Raw genomic sequence first — 14290 nt, forward strand, 5'->3', positions numbered from 1 at the left:
GCGCAATCGCTCCGTTCTGGGAGGACTGCGAAGGACCTGCTGCGGTCCCCGCGTTGTGCGAGCTCGATTCGGTGGACGGTATGGCTGTCACCCGATAAAACCCCGCCTTTCCCTGCACGACCAGATGGGTCCAACCTACCTCTTGCCTTGCGCTGAGCCAGTCCTCAGCATGGTTGCGTCAGCTTTTGGCTACACCATGGGTTCCCACGCCCATCGCGCTCCCTTCTGAGACCCATGGCCGTTGATCGCGTTGAAATCCTGTCAGCGGTTGAGTTGGGACGGACCCTGAACCGCTTGGCCTCCCAGGTGCTGGAGAGCGTCGATGACAGCCGCGATCTGGTCTTGCTGGGTATCCCAACCCGAGGGGTTGCCTTGGCCGAGGTTTTGGCTCAGTTGCTGGAGCAGCTCTCGGGGCATCCGGTGGACTGCGGCAGCGTCGATCCCACCTTTCACCGCGATGACCTGGATCGCGTCGGTACACGCCTGGTGACGCCGACCTCCTTGCCGTCGAGCCTCGATGGCAAGGAGGTGGTGCTGGTGGATGACGTGATTTTCACGGGGCGCACCGTGCGCGCTGCCCTTGAGGCTCTGCAGGCCTGGGGCCGTCCCAAGCGGGTTTCGCTGCTGGCGATGGTGGACCGCGGCCACCGGGAGCTGCCGATTCAGCCGGACTTCTGTGGTCGCGTGGTGCCAACGAACCGCCAGGAGCTGATCGCCCTCTGCCTCAAGGGGATCGACGGCGAAGAGGGGGTGTTCCTCTTAAAAGGTGAGCCCTAGGGCTGGCCCTCAGGCCACCGCCTCAAGTTCATCGGCGCGGAAGTGGGCGCGGAACTTTCCGAAGGCCACGATCACCGGCATGGTCGGGCTGATGGTGCGGCCCTTGTAGTCGTTCAGGACCTGGAAGACCTCCCCCTGCTGGCCCTTGAGATCGAAGGCCTGGCCGCGGTGCTGCGGGTGGTGGAAGACCACAACGCTCTGGCTGACCGTGACTTGATCTCCCGCCTGCATGAAGGATCGCCCTGAAGTGGTGGCCATCCTGTCACGCGTGATTAACGCCTGCAGGCTGTCTCGGGCCCATCCTCGATGACCTGTCCCCCCAGTTCGGCGCAGGCTTGGCTGAAGGCTTGCCAGTCATCCAGCCCTTGGCTGAGCTTCTGGCTGACGAGTCGGCTGAGCTGGGCCTCGGGGACGTTGGAGCCCAGGCCTCCATGGGAGTCGTGCTCGCCGTGGTCGCGCTTGCGCAGCCCCTCGATTCCCCCCTCGACCTGTTGGCGTAGGGCTTGGGTGTGTTGTTTCCACCAGGGATGTTCGATGCGATTGAGGGCATCGAGGGCTTCCCACCAGCGCTCTTGGGGGATCAGCCGGGCAGCGCGCTCCTTTTGAAACCGGTTTCGGCTCCAGTCCTCACGGAGTTGATCGCCCAGGGCAGTGCCTTGGGGGTTTTGGTCGGCATTCAGGCTCTTGAGCACCGCCAAGGCCCGATCCAGTTGTCCGCGGCGGTAGAGGGACAGGGCTTCGGTCTCCAGTTGCTGTTGCCAAGTCAGCAGGCGCTGTTGGTCCTCCGGGGTGCTGTTGCCGGAGTTGACGAGCAGACGCTGCAGTTGCAGAGCCTGGGCTGGTTGTTGGGCCAGCCAGAGCTGTTCGGCTTTCAGCCGGCGGCAGCGGCTGAGTTCCAAGGGGGCTTGGCCCCCGAGCCAGCGCAGGGCTGAGAGCTGTTCGCCAAAGAGCAGGCAGTCATCCAGTCGCCCGGCTTTGGCCGCTTGATCGAGCCGAGTGGGAAGTTGTTTCTCCCACCAGTAGGCCGCGCCAACCCCCGATGCCACCAAGCCCAAGGTGAGCACCAGCCAAAAACGCGGAAGCCGGTGTCGGCGGATGGCCAAGTGGCGGGTCTGGAGTCCAGCTCCGTTCTATGCAGCGACCTTCCAGTGATCACGCGGCCAGGGGCAGAGTTCGAGCCGGCCTAGCGGACCGCCCCCAAATCGATCGTGCTTTGGCGGATTTGGGTCTGTAGATCCAAAGGCTCAACCTGCAGGTGGCAGGCCGAATCGATCCAAAACCGCAGCTCGATGCGGTCCTCGCCGGGACTGCCGCAGGGGCTCAGGGGAATCTGGACAGGAGCCTGCGGCCAGGCCTGGACCCGGGCGGATCCGGCGCTGTTGCGGCGCAGGACCGGCAGGCCATCGACAAAGACGACTTCGCTGCGCTCCTCGGCTTGGGGTTCGCCCAGCACCAGTTCCAGGGCGCTCTGCTCGGCCTGGCTGCAGGACAGGCGGATGGTCAGGGGTTGCTCGATCGGCCAGCTCTGGCCCGCCACGAACAGCGGATGCCAGCGATGTTCAGCGCTGCGCTGATCCCAGCAACGCAGGGAGACCCCTTGGCTGAGCACATCTTTGATGCGAACACCGGGGGTCAGGCTCAAGGCGCCCAGGGCCACGGCTTCCACGGGGCGGCTCCCCCGCAGGGGGATGCCCGGGAGCCGTTGCTGGATCCAGTCGCGAATCAAGGGGATCTGGGCGCTTCCCCCCACGGGCAGAACCGCATCAATGTCCTCGGCTTGCACGCCCGCGGCCCGCGCTGCCGCCAGAACGGTCTCCAGCAAGTCGTCCAACAGGCTCAGCAGCCCCCGCTCCTCGAGCAGTTGCTGGAGCTCCGCCCGCTGCAGCCGCAGCGGGATGGCGCCGGCGTCCTGGGGCGTCCAGAGCGCCAGCGCCTCCTCCGCTTCGCTCAATTCGCACTTGAGCCTTTCGCAGACCTCGAGCAGTCCCCGCGGCGGGCTGGTCCAATCCGGGCAGAGATGGGCCGCAATCCAGCGGTCGAGATCGCGGCCGCCGATGGCCAGTCCGGCCTTCCCCAGGACCTCGGCGGTCCGCAGGGTTTGCTGGCTGTTGTTGAGGGTCCGGCCGCCAAAGCGCAGCAGTTGGGCGATGGGTGCTGCCCGGCCCTCGCCGCCCGGCAGCGCCACCAGCGACAGGTCGGTGGTGCCCCCGCCCACGTCGACCACCAGCACACGGCTGCCCGGGGGGAGGCCTGCGCCGATGGCCGCAGCGGTGGGCTCATCCACCAGGGCCACATCAGGGACGTCCATGGCCTCGACGGCCTCCAGCAGCCACTGTCGGTAGCCCCGGTAGCCATCGATCGGTGCGGTCAGCACCAGCCGATCCGGTGCAAGGGCCTCCGGTAGATGGGACCAGATCTGCTCCAGCAGCAGGCGCCCGCTTTGTTCTGGGCTCAGCCAGCTGGCACTGGTCTCGCTGCTGGGTTGACCGATCAGACGTTTGAAGTCCCGCTGCAGCTGGGGCCCGTCCTGCTCCAGGAGTCCCCCTTCGACGACCTGCCGTCCAATCAGCGGTTGGCGGGTCTCCCGATCCGCCAGCCAGATCAGGCTGGGGATGACGACAGGATCGGCACTGCTGAAGGGCGGCAGCGGCAGCAGGCAGGCGCTCTGATCGCCGGCGCCTTGATGGGCCACCACCGTGGTGGTGCTGCCGAGGTCAATGGCAAGGGTGCCGGCCATTGGCCAAAGCTGAAGGGAAACTGCCGTCTAAGAGGGTGACGCAAAACCAGACTTCATGGTGAGACAAGCGGGACTTGTCTTGGGTCATGGAGCGGGTTGCTGTTGCCCTGTGGTCGTTCTATCGGGAGGACCCCGAGCAGGCGCGTCGCCTGGATCCTCTCCTGGCCGCGCGGCTGTCCCGCGGTTGGGGCTCCTTGCGGATCGAGTGCAGGGATCTCGCCCACCGCGCCATGGTCTGTGGCGTGATCGATCTACTGAGGCCGCCGCTGGAGGCGCTTCAGCTGGCCCGCGAGATTCGTCTGGTGGTGGCTGGGGAGGAGCCGATGGTCTTCCCCGTCAGCGTTCCCTTATCCAGCAGTCTGCTGACCTACGATGAGTCGATCGGCGAATAGTGCATGTATCTCGGCGTCAACGTCAGCCCCAAAGAGCTCGCGCAGCGCGCTGAGAATCTCGTTCGGCAGTCCAGCAACCGCTACCTGACCACCGTCCGCATCGCCTTCCGCGCCAAGCAGCGTCGTTTCGATGACTTCGACGGTCTGCTGGAGGATTCGATGGTGAAGCCCGTGCAGCGCGCCATCATCGAGCTGAGCGACGAGCAGGACCAGCCCGATCTGCTTCCTGGTTGAGCCTCAACGGATGCGGTTCGCTCCCGGGTGACCGTGATTGAACGCGAAGGAGAAGGGTGGCGGTTGGCATGGGATGCCGGCCGTCACCCTTTTTCTGTGTTGATCGGTGGGGATGGCTGGGCGGTGGAGCTCAGTGAGGCCGAAGCCTGCAGCCTCCGCGATGGCCTGGGCGCGCTCATCGACCAGCACCGTCAGCTGATCGATCAACTGATGGCCGAAGAAGCGATCGAGCTTGAGCTCGAACGGGAGGGCTGGTGGATGGCCCTCGATGGCGACCGCCAGGGCTGGGCGTTGCGGGTGATGCTCACCCCTGGGCCGGGGCAGCGGGCGATCGAGGGCAGCTGGAGCCGGGAGGCAGCCGCTGGCTTTACCGCGGCGCTCTCTCAGCTCCATGGCCAGCCGTGAGGGCGTGCAGGGCGCAGTAATCCAGCCCATCGAGGCCCGCTGCAGTGGAGCCTTGCAGCAGGTGCAGGAGTCCTTCGAGCCCGTCGCCATTCAGTCCTGCGGCTTGCGTGGCCTCGAGGAAGAGGGCGAGGTCCTTGCGCAGGTGGGCCGTAGGGAAGTTGGGGTTGCCGTAGTCGCCCGCGAGTTCCCGCTCCAGTTTCTTGTCGAAGGTGGGGGCGTAGAGGGCACTTCCGCGCAGGATCTCCATGAAGGCCTCCACCTCCACCCCGCTGCGCTGCACCAGATGCAGCGAGAGGCTGAAGGCATGGGTGAGGCTGGCGATGAGCTGGTTGAGGGCCAGCTTGCAGGCCATGGCGCTGCCCACGGCCCCAAGCCGCCTGGGGGCTTCGCTGAGTTGGGTCAGGATCGGTTGGGCCGCGGCAAAGACCGCAGGCTCGCCTCCCGCCATCAGTTGCAGCCGGCCGAGGAGGGCTTCCGGTTTGCTGCCCAGGACCGGAGCTTCCAGGTAGCGCCCTCCGCGCGCTGCCACACCATCGGCCAGGGCCTGGCTTTCCTCGGGGCCGATCGTGGCGATTTGGATCACGGTGCGGCCGTCGAGCTGCTGATCCAGGTCCCCGAGAAGCAGTGCCGAGGTGCTGGGTCCATCGCTCAGCACGGTGATCAGCCAGTCCGCCTGCTCGGCCACCTCCCGGGCCGTGGCGGCGCTGCGGGCTCCCGCCTGGATCAAGTCTTGGCAGCGCTCCGGCGAGCGGTTCCAGACCCAGAGCTCCTGCTCACCCTCGAGGAGCCGCCGGGCGATCGCACCCCCCAGCAGGCCGGTTCCAAACAGGGCGATGGCCATGGCGGCAGGGGTGAGATTGCTGATGAGATCATCGCTCTGATCAGGACTGCTGATCTCCGTTTTTCTCCCAGCCGAGCGCGCCTCTTCCCCAGGGTTTTGCACTGGTTTTCCACAGCCTGAGGGCACCAGCGGGCAGTCGCCGCAGTCGCCTGGGGAGAACGGCCATCAATTCGGCAAGCCCTGTTGACAAGCCCTGGGGGCCTGACAGGGGTGCTGGCTCGCTCCCCGCTGCGGGGTGCAAACCCGCTCGGGCTGCTGTGATCTAGCCCTGAGATCCCCTGGGAATGGCTCGATCAGGGCGGTGTTGACCGTTCCCTCGCGTTGTGGGGAACTAGTGCTCATCGACCGCAGGAACGGCATGGAAGCAACTGGCACGGTGAGCATGTGCGCTGAGGTTCCCGAGCCCCTGCTTCAGTCCATGCAGGGCTTCATTGAGGCCCACCCCAACTGGGACCAATACCGCCTCTTCCAGGCGGCCCTGGCCGGCTTTCTGGTCCAGAACGGCGTGCAGACCCGTGAGATCACCCGTTGCTATCTGGCAAACCTCTTCCCGCAGCAATCGCGCTTCAGCGAGCCCCTCGCCTGATCCGGCGCCATTGGACATAGCTGTTGGTCACGGTCGTGGCCATCAGGCAGAGGGATGGCACCACCACCGCGCAGGTGATCAGCAGGCCCGAGCCATCCCAGAGCAGTTCACTCAGGAGGCCCAGGATGAAGGGCAGGCCTGTGATGGCCAGCAGCACCGCCGAGAGAGCCAGCAGCCCCGGCCCTTGCTGCTCCAGCAGCACAAAGCCTGCCCGGAAGGCTTGGGTCGCTCCGAGGCCTTCCGCCACCACTAGGCAGGCGTTGAAGAGCTGACTGAGGGCGAGTCCCCCCCCGAGGACGACGCCAACCACCAGGGGCAGGGGCGCCAGAGGCTCAGCAATCAGCAGCAGCAGGGACCAGCTCAGAAAGCTCGTCAACACGATCAAGCTGAGGGCGGCGGTGAGGCGCAGGACCCCCCGGGTGAGGTGCCAGCTGCAGGCACCGTGCCAGCGGTAGAGGGCGTCGGCCTTGGGGGCCAGGCCGCGACTGAGATCCAATCCCGCTCGGGTGAGGCCATCGATCAACCAGATCAGGCTGATGGCATACAGCGCAATCCCGATCAGCCGGATCAGTAGGGAGAGTCCAGCGTTGCTGATGGCTTCCCCCAGGCCGAACAAGACCCAACCCAACAGATGCAGGCCAAACAGGCTGGCGGTAAATCCCAGAACAATCCGCGGGTGGGCCCTCAGTTGGCTGAGGCTGTCGAGCAAGGCTCGCCCCGGCTTGATCTGGGCTTGCTTCAAAGGGGTCCGAGGAGGGCAAGGAGCCGCTCAGCGCTGGCATCAGGGACCGGCAGGATCGAAAGACGATTGCCGTTGCGCACCACCGGCAGCTCCTCGACGCTGAACTGCTCCCGCAGGGCATCAAGGCTCAGCATGGCGCCAAAGGTGCCGACGTACTTCAGGCGAACACAGTCCCAGCGGGGTGCTTCCGGTTTGGATTTGGGGTCGAAGTATTTGTTCTCTGAATCGAATTGAGAGGGGTCAGTGATCCCGGTCTCGATCACTTCCATCATCCCGACAATGCCCGGTGGTTTGGCGTTGGAGTGATAGAAGAAAGCGCGATCGCCGATCGACATCGAGCGCATGAAATTGCGCGCTTGATAGTTGCGAATGCCATCCCACAGCGTTGTGCCCTCGCGCTGGAGATGCTGGATGCCATAGACATCCGGCTCACTCTTCATCAGCCAGTAGGCCAAGGCTGCTCGTCCCGTTGGCCGCGAGTGTAAGGCGGTTGTTCAGGCCCCTAGAGGCCCTCGGTCAGGGAGCGGAAATGCTCGCCTCGCGCTTCAAAGTCGCGGTATTGATCGAAGCTGGCGCAGGCCGGTGAGAGCAGGACAGCTCGGCAGTGTTCCCGTTGGCTGAGCTGTCGTGCCGCAGCCACCGCTTCAGGGAGCGCGTCGCAGCACTGGATCACGCCGGTGTACCCGCCGGAGAGCAGCAGCTCTTGGAAGTGGGATTGGGCGGCACCGAAGAGCACAACGGCCTTGGCGCTGCGTTGAAGCGCCGCGATCCAGGCGCTGGCATCGCCCTGCTTGGCCTCCCCGCCGGCCAGGGCCACAAGGGGACCTTCGACGGCCCGCAGGGCCACTTCGGCGGCGTCGTAGTTGGTGGCTTTGCTGTCGTTGATCCAGTCGACCCCATCGAGGCTGCGGATCAGCTCGAGTCGGTGGGGGACGCCGGGGAAGGCCCGCAGGGCCGCTTCCATCGCCGGGCCGCTGAGGCCCAGCTCCAATCCCACGGCCAGGGCCATCAGCATGTTCTGGCGGTTATGGGCCCCCGGCATGGCCAGGGCGTTGGCTGGGAGTAGGGCGCCGCTGCGCTGCATGACCTGATTCCCCTCGATCCAAAGCCAGGGGTCGATTCCTTTGGCCAGGGCCGCCTCCCGGGATGCCGCGGTGATCCAGCGGGCGTTCGGCCAGGTGGCGGCGTGCGCGCAGAGGTCAGGGTCATCCCCATTCAGCACTTGGATCGCAGAGCGCTCCAGCAGTCCCCGTTTGATGGCTCTGTAGTTCTCGAGCGTTCCGTGCCGCTCCAGATGATCCGGAGTCAGCGTGGTCCAGAGGCCGATGGCCGGAGCCAGCTCCGGGGCGGATTCGATTTGATAGCTGCTCAGTTCCACCACCAGGGCCTGGGGGCGGGTCTGCCTGTCAGAGAAACGTTCGAGGGCTAACTCCGCGGCGGAGTGGCCGACATTGCCGCACATCGGCGCGTCGATGCCCCCCTGCTTGAGCAGGTGAGCGACCAGATGGGTGACCGTGGTCTTGCCGTTGGTCCCGGTGATGCCAATCCAAGGGGTCGAACCGCTGGCTTCCCAGGCGGTGCTGATCTCACCGTTGGTGGGGATTCCTTGCTGCCGCAGCCAGATCAAGGTCGGGTGATCCCAACGGATGCCCGGGCTGACGATCACCCGTTCACAGTCCCCCAGGAGCGGCTCAAAACTTTCTGGTGCCAGGGGCTTGCCCAGCTCCACCGCGATCCCTTCGCCGCGGAGCTTCTCGGCCTTGCGCTGATGCTCAGCCCCCTGGCCGCTTTCCAGCACCAGAACGTTGGCTCCCTGCCGTGCCAGTAAGCGTGCGGCCCCAAGACCCGATCGGCCCAGCCCGAGAACCACGGTCACTGGCATGGCCTTGATGCTCGGGAGCGAATTAAAAAGTGGGCGATACTGGAATCGAACCAGTGACTCCTACCGTGTCAAGGTAGTGCTCTACCTCTGAGCTAATCGCCCTCAGAAGCCTTTCGGCTTGAGGAACCTAGCAGTCGGTGGATCAGCGTCTTTGCATCACCAGGCGCCAGCGTTCCCGTTTGGTGGGCTGAATCTCGAGGATCTCCAGCTCCCCTCGGCCATCGAGGCGGACCCGGTCGCCCTGCTTGAGCTCTCGGCTGGGGCTGGTGATGACGGACCAATTCACCCGAACGGCCCCCGCCCGGATCCAGTCGGCCATCTTGCTGCGGGACACCCCAAGCCCCGCAGAGGCCACGGCATCCAGGCGCAGTGAGGCTTCGACGCTGCTGAGTTGCTTCGGGGTGCGGCTGGCGGGGAGTTGCAGGGCGCTGACGGCCACGGCCTCAGTGCTGATCTCCACGCTGCGCACCAGAGCTGTTCGTCCCCCCCAGGCCTCTGCGACTTCCTGCCGCAGGATCAGTTGGGCGCCGCGGTCACCCCGCATCCAGATGTCGCCGAGGTCCCCCGCTTGGGCTCCGGCCTGGATCAGGCCTTGGCGCACATCCAAGGGTTCGGCTGGATCAAACAGGAAGTTCCCCGTGATCACGAGCCCCTGCAGGGGGGCTTCTGGTCGTTCGCCGTCGCTGATCTCGACGCGCCGCAACAGCAACCTGCGGCGCTCCGCCTGGGGCCAGCCGCCGTCGCTGGAGAGGGTCAGCTCGGTCAGGCTGCCGAGCCGCTCTTGCGCCTCCTCGAGGAGGTCAGCGGCGAGGAAGTCACTCCAAACGGGTTCCCAGGTGCGCAGGGCCTGCTCCGCCAGGCCGATGAGCGCCCCCATGGCCTCGGGGTTGCGACAGCCCTGCAGCAGTTGATCACGGGGCAGCATCGGCGCGCTCCTAGTTGTCGCCGAGCCGCACCACGCTCTGGGGATTGGCCTCCTTGAGCCGGGTCCAGGGCACCTCGACGCCGGTGGCGGTTTCCAGCAGTAGCAGCCAGTTGCCCTCCTCGAGGCGATTGCGCAGGGCGCGGATGCGGTCGTCGCTGTCGGAGCTCACGCTGGCCGCCGCGGCGTAGCTCCCCATCAGGCCTGAGCCCAAACCCAGCAGGCCGCCGATCAGATGGGAGCCCACCTCTCCGGCAAAGGCAAAGGTGTCGAGGTCCGTCATGAAGGTGAAGGTCACGCCGGCGAAGAAACCAAAGGGCATCAGCCAGGTGGCCATCCCTTTTTGGCGCCGTTTGCGGGCGATCGAGGGGTTCAGCTCATCCACCTCGGCCATCGCGGTTTCTCCAGTCCCCACGGCGACGAGACGCACCGGGGCAGGGCTGAGGGAGGCCAACTGTTCCTTGAGTTGGTGCAGTCGCTTTCGCGACGAGAGCACCACCACCACGCTGCTGCCCACGGAGTCACGCTTCAGACCAGCCGATTCTCCATGCTGCGGCCGGCCGTTGTGGCGGCTTCAAGGTCCCTCTCTACACTTCACCTCCGGCCGCTCCACCCCGCCGGGTCATGACGAAGGTTCTGGTATCCGATCCCATCGATCAAACAGGGATCGACATCCTCTCTCAGGTGGCCCAGGTGGATGTGCGAACGGGCCTGCCGCCTGAAGAGCTGAAGTCGATCATTGGCGACTACGACGCCTTGATGATTCGTTCGGGCACCACGGTGACCGCGGACATCATCGAGGCCGCCTCCAAGCTGCGGATCATTGGCCGGGCCGGTGTGGGGGTCGACAACGTCGATGTCCCGGCGGCCACCAAGCGCGGCGTGATCGTCGTGAACTCTCCCGAGGGCAACACCATTGCGGCCGCCGAGCATGCACTGGCACTGATGCTCTCGCTCTCCCGGCACGTGCCCCACGCCCACGGCAGCACCATGGCCGGTGGCTGGGACCGCAAGAAGTACGTCGGAAACGAGCTCTATAAGAAAAAGCTGGGCGTGGTTGGCCTGGGCAAGATCGGCTCCCACGTTGCCCGGGTCGCGAAGGCGATGGGGATGGACGTGATGGCCTACGACCCCTTCGTCTCGGCGGAGCGGGCCCAGCAGATGCAGGTGCGTCTGCAGGAGCTGCCGGCCCTGTTCGCTGAAGCCGATTACGTCAGCCTCCACCTCCCCCGCACCCCGGACACCGAAAACCTGGTGAACGCGGAACTGCTGCGGACGATGAAGCCCACCGCGCGCATCGTGAACTGCGCCCGGGGCGGAATCATCGATGAAGCGGCCCTGGCTGAGGCGGTCGAGAACGGCGTCATCGCCGGTGCAGCACTGGACGTCTACGCCAAGGAGCCCCTGGCCGCCGATAGCCCCCTGCGCAAGGTGAGCGAGCGGCTGATCCTGACCCCCCACCTGGGGGCATCCACCGAAGAGGCCCAGGAGAACGTGGCGGTGGATGTGGCGGAGCAGATCCGCGATGTCCTGCTCGGTCTTCCCGCCCGCAGTGCCGTGAACATCCCCGGCTTGAACGCCGAGGTGATGGAGCGCCTGAAGCCCCACCTGCAGCTGGCCGAGATCCTGGGTCAGTTGGTGAGCCAGCTGGCCGGCGGCCAGATCAGTGAGTTGGAGGTGCGTCTCCAGGGCGAATTCGCCAACCACCCCGCCCAGCCCCTGGTGATTGCCTCCCAGAAGGGCCTGCTCTCCACCGCCCTGGGGGATTCGATCAACTTTGTGAATGCCGGCCTGGAGGCCAAGGAGCGCGGCATCCACGTGGTCGAGGTCAAAGATGACGCCGCCCGCGACTTCGCCGGTGGTTCGCTGCAGCTCACCGCCAAGGGCGCCAACGGCAGCCATGTCGTCACCGGTGCGGTCTTCGCCGATGGCGAGCTGCGGGTGACCACGATCGATGAGTTCCCGGTGAGCGTGACCCCGAGCAAGCACATGCTCTTCACCCGTCACCGCGACATGCCCGGAATCATTGGCCACATCGGCTCGGTCCTGGGCGAGCACAACGTCAACATCGCCTCGATGCAGGTGGGCCGCCGGATCGTGCGCGGTGATGCCGTGATGGTCCTGAGCCTGGATGACCCCCTGCCTGCCGATCTCCTGGCGGGGATCCATGCCATTGAGGGCATTCAGCAGGCGCACCCCGTCACCCTCTGACCCCGATGGCCTTGGCTTGGTGGCGGCTTGAGCTGCTCGCGCTTCCGGAACTCGAGGAATCGCTGACCTGGAAGCTCAACGCCCTGGGGATTCCCAGGGTGGCTCTGCGCCATAGCCCCGACCAGCCCCAGGACCGGAAGTTGGTGGCCTGGCTGCCCGCGTCCGATTGGCCGGAGAGTGAACGGCAGCAGCTGGAGCAGGCCCTGCAGCCCCTGGCCGAGACCTTTGGCTTGACCCTGCCGACCATCCACTGGTTTGAGCAGGACGACGAGGACTGGAGCCTGAGCTGGAAGCAGCACTGGGAACCCGATCCCGTCGGTGAGCGCCTGTTGATCCTTCCCGCCTGGCTGGAGCTGCCTCCCGAGCACGCCCACCGCCAGGTCATCCGGATGGACCCCGGCAGTGCCTTTGGCACCGGCAGCCATCCCACAACAAGGCTCTGCCTCGAGGCGATCGAGCAGCTGGCGGATGAGCGCGGCGGAAGCTTGGGGCCCATTCGTGTGGCTGACCTGGGCTGCGGCAGCGGGATCTTGGGCATTGCCTCCCTGCTCGAGGGCGCCGGCAGCGTGGCTGCAGCCGACACGGACTCGCTGGCGGTGCGCGCCACCCGAGACAACGCCGTGGTGAGTGGGTTTGCCGAGCAGTTCCAGGTGGACCTGGGCTCAATTGAACGCCTGGCGGAGCTGCTGGAGGGGCGTCCTGCTGACCTGCTGCTCTGCAACATCCTGGCCCCGGTGATCGAGGCCCTCTGTCCAGCCTTTGACACCGTTCTGGCCCCCGAGGGCCTGGGCCTGCTCAGTGGACTGCTGGTCAGTCAGGCCCCCCGCTTGCAGCAGGTTCTGGCGGAGCAGGGCTGGAGCGCTGAGCTCAGCGCCCAGCAGAGTCAGTGGGGACTGATGACCATCAGGCGCTCCTGACAAAAATCCGAAACCGTGGCTTGTTGCATAAGTCACGCTGATGTGTGCCCATGCTTCCCATTGGGCTTCGCCTTGAGATCCCCTCGAAACCCCAGGAACTGCCCTTGTCGGATGTAGGAAGGGTCCGTCCTACAGGGCCTGGGTGTTTTGTCCAGGAGCCTGTGAGCCCCATTCCTTTCATGGCTTCCTACAAGGTCACCCTCATCAGCGAGGCAGAGGGCCTCAACAAGACCATCGAGGTTCCCGACGACCAGTACATCCTCGACGCCGCTGAAGAGCAGGGCATCGATCTCCCCTACTCCTGCCGTGCTGGTGCTTGCAGCACCTGCGCCGGCAAGATCACCGCTGGCACCGTCGACCAGTCCGACCAGAGCTTCCTCGACGACGACCAGATCGAAGCTGGCTTCGTTCTGACCTGCGTGGCTTACCCCACCAGCGACTGCACCATCAAGACCCACGCCGAAGAAGAGCTGTACTGAGCTCGACCCGGGGCGTGCCCGTTCACGCCCCGTCTCTTTGTGCTTTCAGAACCACCCCCCGGGGTGGTTTTTTTGTCTTTAGTCCCCGCCTGCCGTTGTGACTGCCTCAGCCTCGGGTTCAACCCTTCCTCAGGTGCAAGAGGTGTATGCGCCAGGTAGCGAGCACACCAGTCCTGGTGCGCAGTACAGCTTTCGGGTGGTTGGCCCCTGCTGCCGGCTGTTTGACCGTGAGGAGCTGCCCTGGCCCTGCTGCCGGCTCTCCTGGCGCAGCAAGGAGCCCAGCTGGCGTCGTGTGGGCAAGCGCTTCGTCCCTGACCTGGCGGCCCGCCGGTGCCCCTCCTATGCGGTGGAGCTGCTGCAGCCGGGTTCCAGGCCCACTCAGACCGTGCTGACGCTTTTCTCCCAGCGCCTCAGTGCGCCCCTGCAGGAGTGGTGGTACAGCAAGCAGCCCACCTCCTTCGATCCCAGCAACCTCACGCCGCCGGAGGCGGCCTGATCTGGGGCATAAAAAAAGCCCCGCCGTGATGGCGGGGCTTTGCAGTCGTTGAGGTTGAAGCGAGATCAGAAGTAGATCTTGCCGCCGCCCCACTGGGGACCAAGCACTTTGGGAGCGGTCAGGATGAAGCCGGCCATCAGGCGCAGGTCTTCGTCGTTCATGTTCCGCATCTGCACGAAGACGTCGCTGCTGCGGATGCTGGGGTGCACGTCGGCAATGCTGTATTCGCCGTCGTAGCTGGTCGGGTCCTTCATGTAGTCGACCAGGGCCTCAACGTTGTCACGGGCCGGGGTGGCCAGGGCCAGGGTCTCGGGGTCGAGGCCAACGTTGTGGTTGGTCTTGGTGATGCCGCCGGCGTGGCAGACGCCGCAGCTGTTGTTGAAGGTCTTACGACCTGCGTTGACTTCCTGCTCGCTGAAGGTCACGGTTGTGCCTGCGGCATCAGCGGGCACGGTGAGCTGCTCAGCAGTCCACTGGGCGGCCTGGGCAGGGCCGGCAAGACCCACCAGCAGAGCCAGGGGCAGAAGCATCAGCCGGGCCAAGGACCGGAGTGCAGAGGAGAAAACAGAGGCCATCGAAAAAGCCGGCGACGTGGCGTTTAAAACGCGCCTGAGTTCTTGTATCACGGCTGACGGGCCCGCTGGTTGACCGCGGCCAAGGCACTCACGA

At 65.6% G+C, this 14290-nt stretch carries 19 protein-coding genes and 1 tRNA gene; 9 read left to right on the plus strand and 11 right to left on the minus strand.

Translation table 11 applies throughout. The features are described from left to right. Nucleotides 1-234: 234 nt before the first annotated feature. Entirely contained in the window at nucleotides 235-777 is a 543-nt protein-coding gene (gene pyrR / locus QZ186_RS02895) for a bifunctional pyr operon transcriptional regulator/uracil phosphoribosyltransferase PyrR (protein ID WP_010315369.1), read from the plus strand. Between the two features lie 9 nt (nucleotides 778-786). On the opposite strand, the gene QZ186_RS02900 is transcribed toward pyrR, so the two are convergent. The 3 genes from QZ186_RS02900 to QZ186_RS02910 form a co-directional block, all read right to left on the minus strand. Continuing rightward, nucleotides 787-1008 carry a ferredoxin-thioredoxin reductase variable chain gene (locus tag QZ186_RS02900; RefSeq protein ID WP_010315371.1) on the minus strand — a complete coding sequence of 74 codons (222 nt, stop codon included), beginning with the start codon at nucleotides 1006-1008 and terminating at the stop codon, nucleotides 787-789. A gap of 41 nt (nucleotides 1009-1049) precedes the next feature. Next, entirely contained in the window at nucleotides 1050-1880 is an 831-nt protein-coding gene (locus QZ186_RS02905) for a hypothetical protein (RefSeq protein ID WP_247477144.1), read from the minus strand. A gap of 80 nt (nucleotides 1881-1960) precedes the next feature. Continuing rightward, nucleotides 1961-3514 (minus strand): Hsp70 family protein, encoded by a 1554-nt coding sequence (locus QZ186_RS02910; RefSeq protein WP_296415722.1) that lies wholly within the window; start codon nucleotides 3512-3514, stop codon nucleotides 1961-1963. Nucleotides 3515-3600: 86 nt separating this feature from the next. Between QZ186_RS02910 and QZ186_RS02915 the strand changes: the two genes are divergently transcribed. The 3 genes from QZ186_RS02915 to QZ186_RS02925 are packed head-to-tail and all read left to right on the plus strand — an operon-like array spanning nucleotide 3601 to nucleotide 4545. Further along, entirely contained in the window at nucleotides 3601-3906 is a 306-nt protein-coding gene (locus QZ186_RS02915; protein ID WP_010315376.1) for a hypothetical protein, read from the plus strand. Between the two features lie 3 nt (nucleotides 3907-3909). Beyond that, nucleotides 3910-4140 carry a DNA-directed RNA polymerase subunit omega gene (locus QZ186_RS02920; protein ID WP_010315379.1) on the plus strand — a complete coding sequence of 77 codons (231 nt, stop codon included), beginning with the start codon at nucleotides 3910-3912 and terminating at the stop codon, nucleotides 4138-4140. Between the two features lie 27 nt (nucleotides 4141-4167). After that, a complete protein-coding gene (locus tag QZ186_RS02925) occupies nucleotides 4168-4545 on the plus strand; it encodes a DUF1818 family protein (protein ID WP_296415725.1) in 378 nt (125 codons plus the stop codon). Here QZ186_RS02925 and QZ186_RS02930 read toward each other — a convergent pair. Then, on the minus strand, nucleotides 4508-5386 hold the full coding sequence (locus tag QZ186_RS02930) for an NAD(P)-dependent oxidoreductase (protein ID WP_296415726.1): 879 nt from the start codon (nucleotides 5384-5386) through the stop codon (nucleotides 4508-4510). The genes QZ186_RS02925 and QZ186_RS02930 overlap by 38 nt on opposite strands. A gap of 358 nt (nucleotides 5387-5744) precedes the next feature. Between QZ186_RS02930 and QZ186_RS02935 the strand changes: the two genes are divergently transcribed. Beyond that, the gene (locus QZ186_RS02935; protein WP_010315385.1) at nucleotides 5745-5972 is read left to right on the plus strand and encodes a DUF2811 domain-containing protein; all 228 of its coding nucleotides are present in this window, start codon (nucleotides 5745-5747) and stop codon (nucleotides 5970-5972) included. Here the strand turns inward: QZ186_RS02935 and QZ186_RS02940 are convergent. The 6 genes from QZ186_RS02940 to QZ186_RS02965 all read right to left on the minus strand — a co-directional run bounded on the left by QZ186_RS02940 (nucleotide 5953) and on the right by QZ186_RS02965 (nucleotide 10035). Continuing rightward, nucleotides 5953-6714 carry a hypothetical protein gene (locus tag QZ186_RS02940; RefSeq protein WP_296415728.1) on the minus strand — a complete coding sequence of 254 codons (762 nt, stop codon included), beginning with the start codon at nucleotides 6712-6714 and terminating at the stop codon, nucleotides 5953-5955. The genes QZ186_RS02935 and QZ186_RS02940 overlap by 20 nt on opposite strands. After that, nucleotides 6711-7169 (minus strand): EVE domain-containing protein, encoded by a 459-nt coding sequence (locus QZ186_RS02945; RefSeq protein WP_010315388.1) that lies wholly within the window; start codon nucleotides 7167-7169, stop codon nucleotides 6711-6713. The genes QZ186_RS02940 and QZ186_RS02945 overlap by 4 nt, the downstream gene beginning before the upstream one ends. Before the next feature lie 47 nt (nucleotides 7170-7216). Beyond that, the gene (murD, locus tag QZ186_RS02950) at nucleotides 7217-8596 is read right to left on the minus strand and encodes a UDP-N-acetylmuramoyl-L-alanine--D-glutamate ligase (RefSeq protein ID WP_296415730.1); all 1380 of its coding nucleotides are present in this window, start codon (nucleotides 8594-8596) and stop codon (nucleotides 7217-7219) included. Between the two features lie 30 nt (nucleotides 8597-8626). Next, nucleotides 8627-8698: transfer RNA gene (locus QZ186_RS02955), tRNA-Val, on the minus strand. A 40-nt stretch (nucleotides 8699-8738) separates the two neighbouring features. Further along, nucleotides 8739-9521 carry a photosystem II S4 domain protein gene (locus QZ186_RS02960; RefSeq protein ID WP_296415731.1) on the minus strand — a complete coding sequence of 261 codons (783 nt, stop codon included), beginning with the start codon at nucleotides 9519-9521 and terminating at the stop codon, nucleotides 8739-8741. Between the two features lie 10 nt (nucleotides 9522-9531). Continuing rightward, nucleotides 9532-10035 carry a hypothetical protein gene (locus tag QZ186_RS02965; protein WP_010315393.1) on the minus strand — a complete coding sequence of 168 codons (504 nt, stop codon included), beginning with the start codon at nucleotides 10033-10035 and terminating at the stop codon, nucleotides 9532-9534. A 107-nt stretch (nucleotides 10036-10142) separates the two neighbouring features. Between QZ186_RS02965 and serA the strand changes: the two genes are divergently transcribed. From serA to QZ186_RS02985, 4 genes are all read left to right on the plus strand, one after another. After that, nucleotides 10143-11729, plus strand: a complete 1587-nt coding sequence (serA, locus tag QZ186_RS02970; RefSeq protein ID WP_247477158.1) for a phosphoglycerate dehydrogenase — start codon at nucleotides 10143-10145, stop codon at nucleotides 11727-11729. A gap of 5 nt (nucleotides 11730-11734) precedes the next feature. Further along, nucleotides 11735-12646, plus strand: a complete 912-nt coding sequence (gene prmA, locus QZ186_RS02975; protein ID WP_296415733.1) for a 50S ribosomal protein L11 methyltransferase — start codon at nucleotides 11735-11737, stop codon at nucleotides 12644-12646. Nucleotides 12647-12825: 179 nt separating this feature from the next. Continuing rightward, nucleotides 12826-13125, plus strand: coding sequence for a ferredoxin (locus QZ186_RS02980; protein ID WP_010310832.1), 300 nt, complete (start codon nucleotides 12826-12828; stop codon nucleotides 13123-13125). Between the two features lie 133 nt (nucleotides 13126-13258). Then, on the plus strand, nucleotides 13259-13621 hold the full coding sequence (locus QZ186_RS02985) for a hypothetical protein (protein WP_296415734.1): 363 nt from the start codon (nucleotides 13259-13261) through the stop codon (nucleotides 13619-13621). Nucleotides 13622-13686: 65 nt separating this feature from the next. Here QZ186_RS02985 and psbV read toward each other — a convergent pair whose 3' ends face one another. Next, a complete protein-coding gene (psbV, locus tag QZ186_RS02990) occupies nucleotides 13687-14196 on the minus strand; it encodes a photosystem II cytochrome c-550 (protein WP_010315401.1) in 510 nt (169 codons plus the stop codon). Nucleotides 14197-14290 lie beyond the last annotated feature (94 nt).

The sequence above is a fragment of the Vulcanococcus sp. DEBay_Sum29NL08_54 genome, from assembly GCF_017859255.1.
Taxonomy (GTDB): domain Bacteria; phylum Cyanobacteriota; class Cyanobacteriia; order PCC-6307; family Cyanobiaceae; genus Vulcanococcus.